The sequence below is a fragment of the Nonomuraea sp. NPDC048881 genome (genome assembly GCF_040649795.1).
Classification (GTDB): domain Bacteria; phylum Actinomycetota; class Actinomycetes; order Streptosporangiales; family Streptosporangiaceae; genus Nonomuraea.
Map to the genome: position 1 here is coordinate 843261 of NZ_JBEZGC010000001.1, position 13990 is coordinate 857250.

General features: G+C 69.4%; 12 protein-coding genes. 3 read left to right on the plus strand and 9 right to left on the minus strand.

Features of this window, described 5'->3' with window-relative positions; genetic code table 11:
* Window positions 1-474: 474 nt before the first annotated feature.
* The 8 genes from AB0C33_RS03980 to AB0C33_RS04015 all read right to left on the minus strand — a co-directional run bounded on the left by AB0C33_RS03980 (window position 475) and on the right by AB0C33_RS04015 (window position 8460).
* Complete coding sequence (locus tag AB0C33_RS03980; protein WP_358283378.1) at window positions 475-765, minus strand: MTH1187 family thiamine-binding protein; 291 nt, start codon at window positions 763-765, stop codon at window positions 475-477.
* 286 nt (window positions 766-1051) lie between these two features.
* On the minus strand, window positions 1052-1381 hold the full coding sequence (locus AB0C33_RS03985) for a hypothetical protein (protein WP_352320347.1): 330 nt from the start codon (window positions 1379-1381) through the stop codon (window positions 1052-1054).
* A 10-nt stretch (window positions 1382-1391) separates the two neighbouring features.
* Window positions 1392-2069 (minus strand): uracil-DNA glycosylase, encoded by a 678-nt coding sequence (locus tag AB0C33_RS03990; protein ID WP_352320349.1) that lies wholly within the window; start codon window positions 2067-2069, stop codon window positions 1392-1394.
* 69 nt (window positions 2070-2138) lie between these two features.
* The gene (locus tag AB0C33_RS03995; RefSeq protein ID WP_358283380.1) at window positions 2139-3512 is read right to left on the minus strand and encodes a M1 family metallopeptidase; all 1374 of its coding nucleotides are present in this window, start codon (window positions 3510-3512) and stop codon (window positions 2139-2141) included.
* A gap of 81 nt (window positions 3513-3593) precedes the next feature.
* Window positions 3594-4493 carry a carbohydrate ABC transporter permease gene (locus AB0C33_RS04000; RefSeq protein ID WP_358283382.1) on the minus strand — a complete coding sequence of 300 codons (900 nt, stop codon included), beginning with the start codon at window positions 4491-4493 and terminating at the stop codon, window positions 3594-3596.
* Entirely contained in the window at window positions 4490-5863 is a 1374-nt protein-coding gene (locus tag AB0C33_RS04005) for an ABC transporter permease subunit (protein WP_358283384.1), read from the minus strand. The genes AB0C33_RS04000 and AB0C33_RS04005 overlap by 4 nt, the downstream gene beginning before the upstream one ends.
* Window positions 5864-5875: 12 nt before the next feature.
* Window positions 5876-7204 (minus strand): ABC transporter substrate-binding protein, encoded by a 1329-nt coding sequence (locus AB0C33_RS04010; protein ID WP_358283386.1) that lies wholly within the window; start codon window positions 7202-7204, stop codon window positions 5876-5878.
* A gap of 8 nt (window positions 7205-7212) precedes the next feature.
* Window positions 7213-8460 (minus strand): ABC transporter substrate-binding protein, encoded by a 1248-nt coding sequence (locus AB0C33_RS04015; protein WP_358283388.1) that lies wholly within the window; start codon window positions 8458-8460, stop codon window positions 7213-7215.
* Window positions 8461-8590: 130 nt separating this feature from the next.
* On the opposite strand from AB0C33_RS04015, the gene AB0C33_RS04020 reads away from it, so the two are divergent.
* The 3 genes from AB0C33_RS04020 to AB0C33_RS04030 are packed head-to-tail and all read left to right on the plus strand — an operon-like array spanning window position 8591 to window position 12089.
* The gene (locus AB0C33_RS04020; protein ID WP_358283390.1) at window positions 8591-9097 is read left to right on the plus strand and encodes a PadR family transcriptional regulator; all 507 of its coding nucleotides are present in this window, start codon (window positions 8591-8593) and stop codon (window positions 9095-9097) included.
* Entirely contained in the window at window positions 9094-9822 is a 729-nt protein-coding gene (locus AB0C33_RS04025) for an ABC transporter ATP-binding protein (RefSeq protein ID WP_352349946.1), read from the plus strand. Before AB0C33_RS04020 ends, AB0C33_RS04025 begins: the two co-directional genes overlap by 4 nt.
* Window positions 9819-12089 carry an FtsX-like permease family protein gene (locus AB0C33_RS04030; protein WP_358283392.1) on the plus strand — a complete coding sequence of 757 codons (2271 nt, stop codon included), beginning with the start codon at window positions 9819-9821 and terminating at the stop codon, window positions 12087-12089. Before AB0C33_RS04025 ends, AB0C33_RS04030 begins: the two co-directional genes overlap by 4 nt.
* Window positions 12090-12107: 18 nt before the next feature.
* Here AB0C33_RS04030 and treS read toward each other — a convergent pair whose 3' ends face one another.
* Window positions 12108-13802 (minus strand): maltose alpha-D-glucosyltransferase, encoded by a 1695-nt coding sequence (treS, locus tag AB0C33_RS04035; protein WP_358283394.1) that lies wholly within the window; start codon window positions 13800-13802, stop codon window positions 12108-12110.
* Between the last annotated feature and the right edge of the window lie 188 nt (window positions 13803-13990).

Genomic DNA, 13990 nt, shown 5'->3' on the forward strand with positions numbered 1-13990 from the left:
GCTCTGCGCCATGTGCCCGCCGCAGGGGCTGCTGCGCGCGGCGTGCCCGCTGCAGGGCTCCGCGCCACGCGCCCGCTACTGGGGCTCCGAGCCCTGTGACCGCCGGGGGGTTGTGCTCCGGGTGCCCGCCCCAACCATGTGCCCGCTACGGGAGGTTTCCTGCCCTGTGCCCGCCGTAGGGGCTGCGCGTTGCATGCCGGCTGCCGGGCTTCTCGCTGTGTGTCCGCTACGGGATGGTTGCGCGCCACGTGCCTGCTGCGCGGCTCCTTGCCACGTCCCGCCATGGACGGCTCCGAGCCATATGTCTGCCGCAGGGGTGGCGCGCCACGTGCCCCCTACGGGGTTCCACACCACGTCCGACTGTGGGAGGTTCCTCACCCGTGTGCCCAGCTGCGTGCTCAGCCGGCATCCGCAGATCGTGGGCTTCGCGGTACGAGGGTGCGGCCGAGAGTTCCTCTGCGTGGGGGAGGTGGGTCAGGGGAGGTGGCGTTCGAGGCTTTGGAGTTTGGTGGTCATGCCGTCCGTCACGCCCGGGCGCAGGTCGGCCTTGAGGACCAGGCTGACTCTCGGGGCGACCTCGGCGACGGCGTCCACCGCGCGCCTGACGACGTCCATGACCTCGTCCCACTCGCCCTCGATCGTGGTGAACATCGCGTCCGTGCGGTTGGGCAGGCCGCTCTCGCGGACCACCTTGACGGCGCGGGCGACCGGTTCGGCGACCCCTTCGCCGACGCCCAGCGGGGTGATGGAGAAGGCCACGATCATGGCGACAGATCCCTCGGAGAACGGAAAGAGCCCGGACGAGACGATCGTAGCCGGGGCGAAGAGCCACGACGCGGGTGGGGCGCCGTGGCTGATCGCCGTACGTCAGAGGTCACGACGTGATGGGCGCCGTACGACGGAGCCGCGGCGCGGATGGAGCGCCGTGGCCGGTCGCCGCACGTCGCAGATCACGACGCGATGGGCGCCGTGGCCGGTCGGCGTACATCACGTCACGTCACGCCACACCACATCAGGTCACACCACTTCAGGTCACGTCACGTGCGAGAGGTCACGCGTGGTCGTGGTCGTGGTGGTCCTCGTCCTCGTCCTCGCTCGGCCCCTCGGACGGCTCCACCCCGAGAACGGCCTCACGCGGCTCGATCTCGGTGATGTGGTCCACGAGCTGCAGCACGTGGTCCGGCTCGATCAGCCACTGCAGCGCCGAGGCGCCGGTCTCGTCGGAGTTGACGAGGTCGGCCTGCTCGGAGCGCTCCTCGTCGCTGAGGTCGGCGTCGGGATGCCGGATCTCGGCCAGCGCCGCCGCCTGCAGCGCGTTCACGTCGAGCACCTCCACGGTCAGCTCGACCGTAAGGCGCAGGTATTTCGGTTCATCACTCATGGCGACGATGCTAGGGCAGCTTCCACTCGACAGGTGCGGCGCCTTGCTGGGTGAGCAGCTCATTGGCGCGGCTGAACGGCCGCGAGCCGAAGAAGCCGCTGCGCGCCGACAGCGGGGACGGGTGCGCCGACTCGATGCGCGGCACGCTGCCGAGCATGGGCGCGAGGTTGCGGGCGTCGCGGCCCCACAGGATGGCGACCATCGGCTTGTCGCGGGCCACGAGGGCGCGGATGGCCTGCTCGGTGACCTGCTCCCAGCCCTTGCCCCGGTGGGAGGCGGGCTTGCCGGGCATGACGGTCAGGACCCTGTTGAGCAGCAGCACGCCCTGCTCGGCCCACGGGGTCAGGTCGCCGTTGGCGGGGCGGGGGAGGCCGAGGTCGGACTCCATCTCCTTGTAGATGTTGAGCAGGCTCCCGGGTATCGGCCGCACCTCGGGCGCCACCGAGAACGACAACCCGACGGGGTGGCCGGGCGTGGGGTACGGGTCCTGGCCCACGATCAGCACCCTGACGTCGTCGAAGGGCTGGTTGAACGCGCGCAGGACGTTGGGGCCCGCGGGCAGGTACTGCCTGCCCTCGGCGATCTCGTTGCGCAGGAACTCACCCATCAAGGAGATCTGCTCGGATACGGGCTCAAGAGCCTGAGCCCATCCGGCTTCGACGACTTCATGCAAAGGACGACCGGCCATGGCCGTGAAGCTTATCTAGGTCTGGTACGGCTTGCCGCCCAAACGGACGCGCAGGCCGTACCGGAATGATCACAACGACGGCTTGCCGGGCTGGAAGAGCCAGGCGTCGAAGAGGGCGTCGAGCTGCCTGCCGGACACGCGTTCGGACAGGGCCACGAAGGCGGCGGTGTCGGCGTTGCCGTACTTGTGGTCGTTCGCCCAGGTGCGCAGGATCGTGAAGAACGCGTTGTCACCGACGGTCCGGCGCAGGACGTGCAAGGTCGCCGCGCCGCGGTCGTAGACGGGGTCGTGGAAGAGCGCGGCGGCGCCGCCGGGGTCGGCGGTGGGCGTCTGCCAGAACTCGTCGTCGGCGGGCCTGGCGTAGACGCCGTCGAAGGACGTCTGCACGGGACGGCTGCCGATCTTCTCCAGCCAGAGCCATTCCGCGTACGTCGCGAAGCCCTCGTTCAGCCAGATGTCCCGCCATAAGGTGGGTGTCACCGAGTCGCCGAACCACTGGTGGGCCAGCTCGTGCGCGAGCAGCGACTCGCCGGGCACCACGGGGTAGATGGGCCGGGTCTGGGTCTCCAGGGCGTAGCCGACGTTCGGCTCGTGATCCACGATCCCGCCGGTGGAGGAGAAGGGGTACGGGCCGAAGAGCGAGCTGAAGTAGTCCAGGACGGGGGCGTGACGGGCGGCGAAGTCCGTCGCCGTGCCGGCGAGCTTGGGGTCCACGGCGGTGATCACCCGGTAGCCGCCGGACCTGGTGTCGGTGAGCTGGAACTTGCCGATCGACACGGTGGTCAGATAGCCGGCCATGGGCTCGCGGGCGTCCCACACGTACGTGGTCCGGCCGCCGGCCGACGTCCTGGCCACCAGGTCGCCGTTGGCCACCGCGACCCTGGTGCTGGGCACGGTGACCGAGAAGCGGTACGTCGCCTTGTCCGACAGGTGATGGTTGCCGGGGTACCAGGTCATCGCGCCCTGCGGCTCATTGGCGTTGAAGACGCCGTCGCTGGTCCTGATCCAGCCGTCCCTGGAGCCGTCGGGGTCGAGGACGTGGGTGGGTCTGCCGTCGTACCGGACGACGACGGAGAAGCCCTGCCCGGAGGCGAGCGCGGCGGCGGGGGTGACGACCAGTTCGTCGCCGCTGCGGGTGAAGGCGGCGGGCCGGCCGTCCACGGTGACCGAGCGTACGGACAGCGAGCCGGACAGGTCGAGGTCGAAGCGGCTGAGCGCCTGGGTGGCGCGGGCGTTGACGGTGGCGACGCCGGTCAGGACGTTGGAGGAGGGCTCGTAGTCGAGGGCGAGGTCGTAGTGGCCGGCGTCGTAGCCGCCGTTCCCCTGGCCGGGGAAGTACGGGTCGCCCGCCCCGGGCGAGCCCGGGGCGCCGCCGAGCGCGGCGGCGGGGGTGAGGGGGAGGGAGATGAAGGCTGCTGCGGCGAGGGCGAGAAGACGCTTCATGAACAATCATCGGAGGTCCGGAAGGACATGTTACGGGCGCCCGCCTGCCCCCCTCGGGAGGCGGGCGCCCGCCGGGAATGGCTACTTGACGGAACCGGCCATCATGCCCTGGACGAAGTACCGCTGGAAGGCGAAGAACAGCACCAGCGGGATGATCAGTGACAGGAACGCCCCGGAGGAGAGGATGTCGACGTTCGATCCGAACTGCCGCATCTGGGACTGCAGGGCCTTGGTCATCGGCTGGTTGTCGGTGTTGGCGAACACGAGCGCGATGAGCATGTCGTTCCACACCCACAGGAACTGGAAGATCCCCAGCGAGGCGATGGCCGGCTTGCCCAGCGGGAACACGACCTGGGCGAAGATCTTCCACTCGGGTGCGCCGTCCATCCTGGCCGCCTCCAGGAGCGAGGCCGGGATGCCGACGAAGAAGTTGCGCAGCAGGAAGATGGCGAACGGCAGGCCGAACGCCGTGTGGAACAGCACCACGCCGGGGATCGTGCCGAAGATCCCGACACCGCCGTAGAAGGCGGCGACGGGGATCAGCGCGATCTGGATCGGCACGATCAGCAGGCCCACCACGACCAGGAACGCCGTGTCCCGGCCGCGGAAGTCCATCCACGCGAACGCGTACGCCGCCATGGCCGCGATGCCGATCACCAGGATCGTGGTCGGCACGGTGATGGCCACCGTGTTCCAGAACGACGAGGTGAAGCCGCTGGCCAGCAGGTTCTTGTAGTTGGCCAGGGTCAGCTCGGCGGGCTTGGTGAAGATCGTCCACCAGCCCTCGGCGTTGTTCACCTTCACCGTGCGCAGGGAGACGACCAGCAGGCCGAGCGTCGGCACCAGCCAGAACAGGCCGAGCACGATCATGATCACCTGGACGGCCCCGCCGCCGAGGCGGTCCACGATCCTGCTCGCCACGCCCCTGCGCGGCGCGCCCGACTCCAGTCGGTGAGACGCCTTCACGGTCGCGGTCGTCATGTGTCTTCCCTTCTGAACCGGCGGATGTTCATGATCATGAAGGGGAGGACCAGGATGAGCAGGAACACCGCGAGTGCGCTGCCGAGCCCCTGGTTGTTCCCGCCGCCGAACGACACGCGCCACATCTCCAGCGCGACCACGTTCGACTGCGGCTGAACCGAGGCCGGCGCGATGATGTAGACCAGGTCGAAGACCTTCAGCGTATTGATGATCATCGTCACGAAGACGACGAGCAGCACCGGCGACAGCAGCGGCACGGTGATCCGCCGGAACACCTGCCACTCGGTCGCGCCGTCGATGCGGGCGGCCTCCAGGGCGTCCCGCGGGATGGCGGCGAGGCCGGCGGCGATCAGCACCATCGCGAACCCGGCCCACACCCAGACGAACGCGCCGATGATCGCCGGCGTGATGAGCGTCTGGCCGAGCCAGGTCAGGCCGCCGTAGCTGGCCTGGAAGTTCGACTCCGGCAGCCGCACGACGTAGGAGCCCGCGGGCAGGCCGTCGAAGCGGAACGTGCCGTCGTCGGCGGTGGTGGCGGTGCCCGCCACCTTGCCGTTCTGGACCGCCTCGACGGTGATGCCGGGCAGGCCCTTCTCCGTCGGGTCGACCGCGCCGCTCTGGCCGCCGCCGCCCTGGGTGAAGTCGAACCAGACGGTCCCCGACAGGCCGTCGCCCGAGGGGGCGCGAGCGGTCTGGGCGTTGGACGGCATGGTCTGCGGCTTGACGCCGACGATCGGGATCAGCACCGGCTTGCCCGCCTGGGCGGGCTCCTTGGTGACGACCGCGCCGTTCTGCTCGGTCACGGGAGACTCGTCGCCGCCGCGCGGCCGGGCCTCGGGGTAGCCCTTGGAGGAGGAGAACGTGTCGTGCACGGTGGTGAGCACGGCGTTGGCCAGGCCCTTGTCGGGGCTCTCCTCGTACACCAGGCGGAAGATGACGCCCGCGGCCATCAGCGAGACCGCCATCGGCATGAACACGATCAGCTTGAACGCCGTCGCCCACTTGATGCGCTCGGTCAGCACCGCGAAGATCAGGCCGATCGTGGTGACCACGATCGGCGCCACGACCACCCAGATGAGGTTGTTGCGGATCGTGACCAGCATGCCCTGGTCGCTGAAGATCGTGGCGTAGTTGCCCAGCCCCACGAACCCGCTGCCCGAGGCGTCGAACAGGCTGCGGAAGATGGAGTAGACGATGGGGTAGACCACCCAGACGCCGAGCAGCAGGGCCGCCGGCAGGAGGAAGGCGATGGCGACCGCCGGCGATGGGCCGAGGCGTCGTCTCGTACGGGGGGTTTCAGCCGGTCCTGCGGAGGGCCCGCCCGCGATCTTCGCGGGCGGGGCCGCCGGGCCGTCCAACCGTTCGGTCACGGCCTTACCTCTTTACTTCCAGGCCTTCTTGGCCTCGGCCTCGAGCGCCTCCTGGGCGCCCTTGACGTCGCTCGGGTTGCGCAGGAAGTCCTGGAGGACCTTCCACTCGCCCTTGCCGTCGGTGCCGCCGAAGGCGCTCGGGGCCAGGTCCGACATGTCGTAGCGGACGGCGTCGCCGGCGGAGACGATCGTCTGGCCGAGCTGCTTGGTCAGCTCGTCGGGGTAGTTGTCGGGGGAGACGTTCTTGTTGGGCGACAGGTAGCCGGGGAGCTTGGCCCAGATCTCGCCGCCCTCCTTGGAGGCCAGGAACTGCACCAGGGCCATCGCGCCGGGGGAGTCCTTCATGACCACGGCCACGTCGCCGCCGAGCACGACGGGGGCGGTGTCGCCGGCCTTCGGGAACGGGAAGTACTTGGCGCCCTCGCCGACCTTGGCGCCGTCCTGGGTGGCCTGGGTGGCGACGAAGTCGGCCTCGATGACCATGGCGGCCTTCTTGTTGCCGTAGACCTTGGTCACGCAGGTCGGGAAGTCGGTCTGCAGCGCGCCGGAGGCGCCGTCGAGCACGAACTCCTTCTTGCCCGCGATCTGCGCGATCTTCTCCAGGGCGGTGGCGACGCTGGCGTCGGTCCAGGGGATCTCGTGCTTGGAGAGCTTGTCGTAGTTCTCCGGGCCGGCGCTGGACAGGTAGACGTTCTCGAACAGGTCGGTCAGCGTCCAGCCGGAGGCGCCGCAGAGGGAGAAGGGCGGGGTGCCGGAGTCGGCGATGGTCTGCCCGGCCTTGATCAGCTCGTCCCAGGTCGTCGGCACCTGGACGCCGGCCTCCTCGAACGCCTCGGAGCGGTACCAGACCAGCGACTTGTGCGCGGCCTTGATCAGCACGCCGTACACCTTGCCGTCGGCGGAGCCGAGCTCCTTCCAGTACGGCGTGTAGTTGGTGTCGATCTCCTGGGTGACCTCGGCGGACAGCGGCTTGAGCGCGTCCTGCTTGGCGTACTGCTGCACCAGACCCGGCTGCGGCAGGATCGCGACGTCCGGCGGGTTCTTGCCCTGGATGCGCGGGCCGAGGTAGGCGCCGGTGTCCTCACCCGTGGAGGCGTAGGTGACGGTGGCGCCGGTCTTGTCGGAGAAGGCCTTGAGCACCTGCTCGAAGTTCTTCTGCTCCGCGCCGGTCCACTTGGCCGCGACCTCCAGCTTGACGCCTTCGAGCGTCTTGGCGCCGGCGGCGGAACTGGCCGGCGCCGACTCCGAGGCGGTGGGGGTCGTCGTCGTCGGGGCGTTGCCGCAGGCGGCGACGGCTACCGCGAGCCCTGCCAGGACTACTGCTGCACTGGCTTTACGCATGGCTTGCCTCACTGGGTTCTGATGATCTCTTCGAGTTCTGACTTCATGGAGGCCGCGACGTCGTCGGCGGACTCGTTCTCGGGGTCGGCCAGGGCCTTGGCGACCGAGCTGGCGATCACCAGGCTCACCTGGTTGTAGTTGGCGCTCACCGGCCGTGGTTTGGCGGCGAGGATGCTCTCCTTGAGCACCGGCAGGTACGGGAACCGCTTGATCAGGGCCGGGTCGTCGTACAGCTCGGTCCACACGGGCGGGAAGGAGCCCTCGGTGAGGACGCGGCGTTCGTTCTCCAGGCTGGTGAAGTAGCGGATGAACTGCTGTGCGGTCTGCTGGTGCTTGGAGTAGGCGCTGACGGCCAGGTTGATCCCGCCGAGGGAGCTGGATCCCTGACCGTTGAGTCCGGGCAGCCGGGTCACCGCGAAGCGGTCGCCCAGCTTGGCCCTGGCCGGGCCGTAGGCGTGCGGCCAGTTGCGGGCGAAGGCCAGCTTCCCGTCCTGGAAGGCCAGCCGGGTCTCCTCCTCCTTGAAGGTCAGGGAGTCGCCGGTGATCCAGCGCTCCCGCAGCCCTTGCATCAGGAAGTCGAGCGCGATCTTCCCCTTGGCCGGATCGAGGGTCACTTCCGTGCCGTCGTGGTTGAGAATCTGCCCGCCCGCCGACTGCACTGCCTCGGAGAAGTTCACGGTCAAGCCTTCGTAGGCCAGGAGTTGGGCCGCATAGCCTCCGATGTCCCGCTTTTTCGTTACTTCTCGCGCTTTATCGCGAAGTTCCGCCCAGGTCTGCGGCGGCTTCTTGATGAGATCGGTCCGGTAGTAGAGCAGTCCCGCGTTGCTGGTGTACGGGACGGCCCAGAGCTTGCCCTTGTAGACGGCCGTGTCCACGACGGGCGGCAGGAACCTGTCGAGCGGGAACAACCCGCGCTCCAGGGGGATGATCCAGCCGTTCTCCGCGAACTCGGCGGTCCACACCACGTCGAGCCCCAGCACGTCGTAGCGGTTGCTCTGGGCCTGGAGGTTGGCCACCATCTGGGCGCGTTGCTCGTCGGCGGCCTCGGGCAGCTCCAGCAGCGTCACCTTCTCGGCCGGGTGGGCCTGGTTCCAGCGGTCCAGCAGGGGTTGCAGGTACGCCGTGGTGTCGCGTCCGGTGGCGAAGGTGATCGGGCCTGTGCCGCCCGTCCCCTTCTCGCCGCCGCCCTCGTCGCCCGCCACCGTGCATCCGGCCGCCAGCACGACGACCAGAGCGAACGAAAGCGGGCGCAGCACTCTGTTTCCTCCACAATCAGCGGGGTTACATACGTGTTAGGTAGATGCATTCATGTTATGCACACCTGTAATCTGATGGTCAACGGATACCTACGTAACGCTCACGTAACACAAAGCGGGGAGGTGAGGCGTGCGGCTTCACCTGCTGGCGCTCCTGGCCAAGGAACCGGCCCACGGCTACGAGCTCAAACAGGCCCTTGAACAGACGTTCGGCAGCGCCTACCCCTCCCCGAACATCGGGCAGATATACGTGACGCTCGGCCGGCTGGAGAAGGACGGTCTGGTCAAGGCCGTCGACGTCGAACAGTCCAACCGGCCGAACAAGAAGGTCTACTACCTGACCGCCAAGGGCCGCGACCTGCTCGCCATCTGGGTCGACGAGCCCACCGAGGGGCCTCGGGTGCGCGACGAGTTCTTCATGAAGCTCGTGCTCGCGCCGCTCACCGGCATCGCCGACCGGATGGCGCTGATCAGTCGCCAGCGCCGCCACTACCTGTCGCTCATGGGCGACCTCAACGACCTGCTCTCCCGTACCGAGCCCACCGACCGGGTGGCCCTGCTGCTGATCGAAGGGGCCATGCTGCACCTTCAGGCCGATCTTGACTGGCTGGAGCGATGCCAGGAGGATCTGGCATGAGCTCGGTCCTAAAAACGGTCAATCTGGTCAAAATCTACCAAGATGGCGCAGTGCCGGTGCCGGCCGTGCGCGGGGTGGACCTCCAGGTCGAGCCGGGCGAGTTCGTCGCGGTGATGGGGCCGTCCGGCTCGGGCAAGTCCACGCTCGTGCACATGCTCGGCGGCCTCGACGCGCGCACCAGCGGCGAGATCTGGCTCGACGGGCAGCGGGTCGACACCCTCTCCGAGAGCGCCTGGGCGCTGCTGCGGCGCAAGAAGGTCGGCTTCGTCTTCCAGTTCTTCAACCTGGTCGCCAACATGACCGTCGGCGACAACGTCGAGCTGCCCGCGCTGCTGGCCGGGGCCTCGCCCAAAGTGGCCCGAGAGCGGCGCGAGAGCCTGCTCGGCGCGCTCAACCTGGCCGACCGCGCCGGGGCCTCGCCCGCCCAGCTCTCCGGCGGCGAGCAGCAGCGCGTCGCGCTGGCCAGGGCCCTGGCCAACAAGCCCAGCCTGCTGCTGGCCGACGAGCCCACCGGCAACCTCGACAGCCGCAACACGCGCGACGTGCTGCGCCTGCTCAGCGACGTGCACAAAGAGGGGCAGACGATCGTCATGGTCACCCACGACGCCCGGGTGGCGGGCCTGGCCGACCGGCTGGTGTCGCTGTTCGACGGCGAGATCGTCGACGACGGCCGCATCGCCCGCCGCCGCACCCGCACCGCCGGCGAGGTGATCGACCTCCGATGAGCACCACCCTGGCCGGAAGCCGGTGGATCAAGGCCGACCTGCGGGCCAGGAAGGGCCAGGCGGTGCTCACCGTGCTGGTCGTGGCCGGGATCGTGGCCGCCCTGATCACCGCGGCGACCCTCCTGGAGGACGGCACCAACCCGTGGCGCAGCCTGTCGGCCCAGACCGACGGCGCCCACGTCTGGGTCTACACCGACGACGACCCCCAAGTCGCCCTGGGCGGCATCGACGGCGTCACCGGCACCGCGGGCCCCTACCGCTCGGCGCCCGTCACCGTGGCGCAGGAGGGCAAGAAGGAGCCCGCGTCGCTGCGCGCGATGCCCGCCTCGCCGCCCCGGGTGGCCCATCCCGTGCTGGCCGAGGGCAGGTGGCTCGACGGCTCGCAGCCCGACGGCGTGGTCGTCGAACACTCCTTCGCCAGGTCGCTGGGCCTGGCGATCGGCTCGCCGTTCACCGTCATCGCGCTCAACGGCGAGCGCCACACCCTGTACGTGCGCGGCATCGCCGACTCCGCCGACCAGGGCTTCTACCCCGAATGGACCCCCGGGCTGGCCTGGGTGCTGCCCGCCACGCTCGACCGCGTCGAGCCCATGCTGGGCCGCAGCGAATGGGTCACCGGGCTGCGCCTGTCCGACCCCGACGCCAGCCAGGTCGTGGCCCAGCGCGTCGTGGTGATGCTGGAGGACAAGCTCCAGCGCGTCTACACCTGGCGCGAGGTCAGGGCCGCGATGGAGCTGGACAACCGGCTGCTCGGCACGCTGCTCGCGCTGTTCGGCGTGGTGGGCATGGTCGCGGCGGCGCTCGCGCTGGCCAACGCCGCCGGCGGCCGGGTGCTCGGCCAGCTCCGCGACCTGGCCACGCTCAAGTCGATGGGCTTCACCGGCGGCCAGGTCGCCCTGCTGCTCCTGGTCGAGCACGGCGCGCTCGGCCTGCTCGGCGTCGGTCTCGGCGCGCTGGCGGGCTGGGGGGCGACGGCCGTGGTGCTCGGCACGTACTCGGCCGCGCCGGTGCCGGTGCTGGCCATCGTGGCGGGCACGGCGCTGGTCGTCCTGGGGGCGGTGGGGGTGCCCGCCTGGCGGGGGGCGCGCACGCCGCCGATCCCCGCCGTGCCGGCCTCGCCGCCGCGCGGCCACCTGTCCCGGCTGGCCCGGCTCGGCCTGCTCGTACGCCTCCCGCCCGCCCTGATCCTGGGCACCCGCGACGCCTTCACCAGGCGCGTGCCGGCGTTCCTGACGGCGTTCGGCCTGGCCGTGCCGATGATGATGATCACGATCGGTCTCGGCGTCTGGGCCACCCTCGACAACTTCCTCAGCCACCCCGAACAGGTCGGCCAGCACGCCGGCCTGTACGTCCGTCCCGGCAAGCAGATGGAGTCGGCCGAGGCCCAGCGCATCGCCGAACGCGACCGCGACGTGCGCGCTGTCTACCCGGGCAGCGACGTGAACGCCCTGGCCCCGGGCGAGGCCCGGTCGGTCCGGGTGCGGGCGGTCGGCAGCTCGACCGACCCCTACCCGTTCCCCGTGATGGAGGGCAGGGGCTACGCCGAGCGCGGCGAGGCGGTCGCCGGGCAGGGGCTGCTCGACCTGCTGGGGGTCAGGATCGGCGACCGGGTGCGCCTGACCGTGGGCGGCTCGCCGCTGATCGTCCGGATCGTGGGCCGCACCGTCGAGCCCGACCTGGACGGCGAGGTGCTCTCGGTGGGCCTGGACAGCCTGGCCGCCAAGGACTCCGTGCCGCCCCAGTACTACGCGCTGGCCCTGCGGCCGGGCGCCGACAAGGCGGAGGTGCGCGCCAGGCTGCTGGCCGAGTCGGGGGAGAACCTCGACGTGCAGGCCGCGGTCAACCCGGCCGACCGGCTGTCGATCATCAGAGTGGTGATCGTGGCGCTGATCGCCGTGCTGGCCCTGATCGGCCTGGCCAACCTGCTCACCGCGAGCGCGATCGGCCTGCGCGACCACGCCTTCGACCTGGCCGTGCTCAAGGCCATGGGGCTGACGCCACGTCAGGTCATGGCCACGCTGGTGACCGGCACGGGCCTGCTGGTCGTGCTCGGCGTCGGCGCCGGCACGGCGGTGGGGGCGTCCGTGGTGGTGGGGCTGATCGACCTGCAGGGTCACACGAGCGGCGTGGGCGCGGGCATCGGCCGCGCGCCCTCGCCGGTGACGCTGGGAGTGGCCGTGGTGACGGCAGTGGGCACGGCCCTCGCGGTGGCGCTCATTCCCGCCCGCCGCGCGGCCCGTGCCCAGGTGCCCGTCACGTCACGCTGATCCGCTCGGGGGCTGTGCTCAGTCCCCGGGCTTCAGCGCGAACCAGTAGAAGCCGTGGCCCGGCAGGGTCAGCAGGTAGGGCAGCTCACCGATCTTCGGGAAGCGCACCCCGCCGCGGGCCTCGACCGGCACCATGCCCTCGAACCTGCGCAGGTCCAGCTCGACGGGCTGCGGGAACTTCGACAGGTTGTTGACGCAGAGCATCACGTCGTCGCGGTCCTCGCGCACGTACGTGAGCACGCACGGGTTGGAGGACCACATTTCGGTGTAGGCGCCGAGGCCGAACACCGGGTGGTTCTTGCGGATCTCCAGCATGCTGCGGGTGAAGTGCAGCAGGGAGCCCGCGTGGCGCTGCTGTGCCTCCACGTTGACCGCCTGGAAGCCGTAGATCGGGTCCATGACGGCCGGCAGGTAGAGGCGGCCCGGGTCGGCCGAGGAGAACCCGGCGTTGCGGTCGGGGCTCCACTGCATCGGCGTGCGGACCGAGTCGCGGTCCTCCAGCCAGATGTTGTCGCCCATGCCGATCTCGTCGCCGTAGTACATGACCGGCGAGCCAGGCAGCGACAACAACAGCGCCGTGAACAGCTCGATCAGGTCCCGGTTGTTGTCCAGCAGGGGCGCCAGCCGACGCCGGATGCCGAGGTAGGCCCGCATGCGCGGGTCCTTGGCATACTCCTTGTGCATGTAGTCGCGCTCTTCCTCGGTCACCGTCTCGAGCGTGAGCTCGTCGTGGTTACGCAGGAAGATGCCCCACTGTGCCGTGTCGGGCAGCTTGGGGGTGCGGGACATGATCTCGGAGATCGGCTCGCGGGTCTCCTTCTTCACCGCCATGTAGATGCGCGGCATCAGCGGGAAGTGGAAGGCCATGTGGCACTCGTCGCCGCCGGTGGTGGGATCGCCGAAGTACTCCACGACGTCCTCGGGCCAGCCGTTGGCCTCGGCCAGCAGCACCCGGTCGGGGTAGAGCCGGTCGACCTCCGAGCGGATCTTCTTCAGGTACGCGTGCGTCTCGGGCAGCCCGGAGCACGCCGTGCCCTCACGCTCGAACAGGTACGGCACCGCGTCGAGGCGGAAACCGTCGATCCCCAGGTCGAGCCAGAACCGCAGCACCTCCAGCATGGCCTCCTGCACCGCCGGGTTGTCATAGTTCAGGTCCGGCTGGTGGTGGAAGAAACGGTGCCAGTAGTACTGCTTGCGCACAGGGTCGTACGTCCAGTTGGACTCCTCGGCGCCGATGAAGATGATCGGCGCGTCCGGATAGCCGGTGGGCTCGTCGGACCAGACGTAGAAGTCCCCGTAGGGCCCCTCCGGATCGTGCCTGGAGGCCTGGAACCACGGGTGCCTGTCGCTGGTGTGGTTCATGACCAGGTCGGTGATGATCCGCAGGCCCCGCTCGTGCGCGGCCTCGATCAACTGGACGAAGTCTCCCAGGTCGCCAAAATCCGGAAGGATCTTCATATAGTCCGAAATGTCATAACCGCCATCGCGCAGCGGGGACTCGTACAGCGGCAGCAGCCAGAGGCAGTCGACGCCGAGCCATTCCAGGTACCCGAGCTTCTCGATGAGACCGCGCAGGTCGCCCGTGCCGTCACCGTTGGAGTCCTTGAACCCCCGGACGAGAACCTCGTAGAACACCGCCCGCTTGTACCATCGCGGATCTTCCGAGACGAAAGCCTCAGAGATCGACTCAGGTGATGGGGATGCGTTGATCATGATGTCGCTCACAGGAAGAGATGTGGGCAGGACGAAGTCACCGGTTACCCCGGCGTTCTTAGCTGGTGACCGCGCCGCGTGGAGTCGTCATCCCTGCGAACTCCATGCCCTCGAACGAGACCGGATTTGTGATCTGGTGCCCGTTTGTTGCGGCGCTTACGGGCCGAACACTACCAGCCCGGTGGCTT

What these genes read in the sequence shown, in the direction of transcription:
- AB0C33_RS03980 (WP_358283378.1), bottom strand. Translation starts at nt 765, where the DNA reads ATGATCGTGGCCTTCTCCATCACCCCGCTGGGCGTCGGCGAAGGGGTC.
- AB0C33_RS03985 (WP_352320347.1), bottom strand. Translation starts at nt 1,381, where the DNA reads ATGAGTGATGAACCGAAATACCTGCGCCTTACGGTCGAGCTGACCGTG.
- AB0C33_RS03990 (WP_352320349.1), bottom strand. Translation starts at nt 2,069, where the DNA reads ATGGCCGGTCGTCCTTTGCATGAAGTCGTCGAAGCCGGATGGGCTCAG.
- AB0C33_RS03995 (WP_358283380.1), bottom strand. Translation starts at nt 3,512, where the DNA reads ATGAAGCGTCTTCTCGCCCTCGCCGCAGCAGCCTTCATCTCCCTCCCC.
- AB0C33_RS04000 (WP_358283382.1), bottom strand. Translation starts at nt 4,493, where the DNA reads ATGACGACCGCGACCGTGAAGGCGTCTCACCGACTGGAGTCGGGCGCG.
- AB0C33_RS04010 (WP_358283386.1), bottom strand. Translation starts at nt 7,204, where the DNA reads ATGCGTAAAGCCAGTGCAGCAGTAGTCCTGGCAGGGCTCGCGGTAGCC.
- AB0C33_RS04025 (WP_352349946.1), top strand. Translation starts at nt 9,094, where the DNA reads ATGAGCTCGGTCCTAAAAACGGTCAATCTGGTCAAAATCTACCAAGAT.
- AB0C33_RS04030 (WP_358283392.1), top strand. Translation starts at nt 9,819, where the DNA reads ATGAGCACCACCCTGGCCGGAAGCCGGTGGATCAAGGCCGACCTGCGG.
- treS (WP_358283394.1), bottom strand. Translation starts at nt 13,802, where the DNA reads ATGATCAACGCATCCCCATCACCTGAGTCGATCTCTGAGGCTTTCGTC.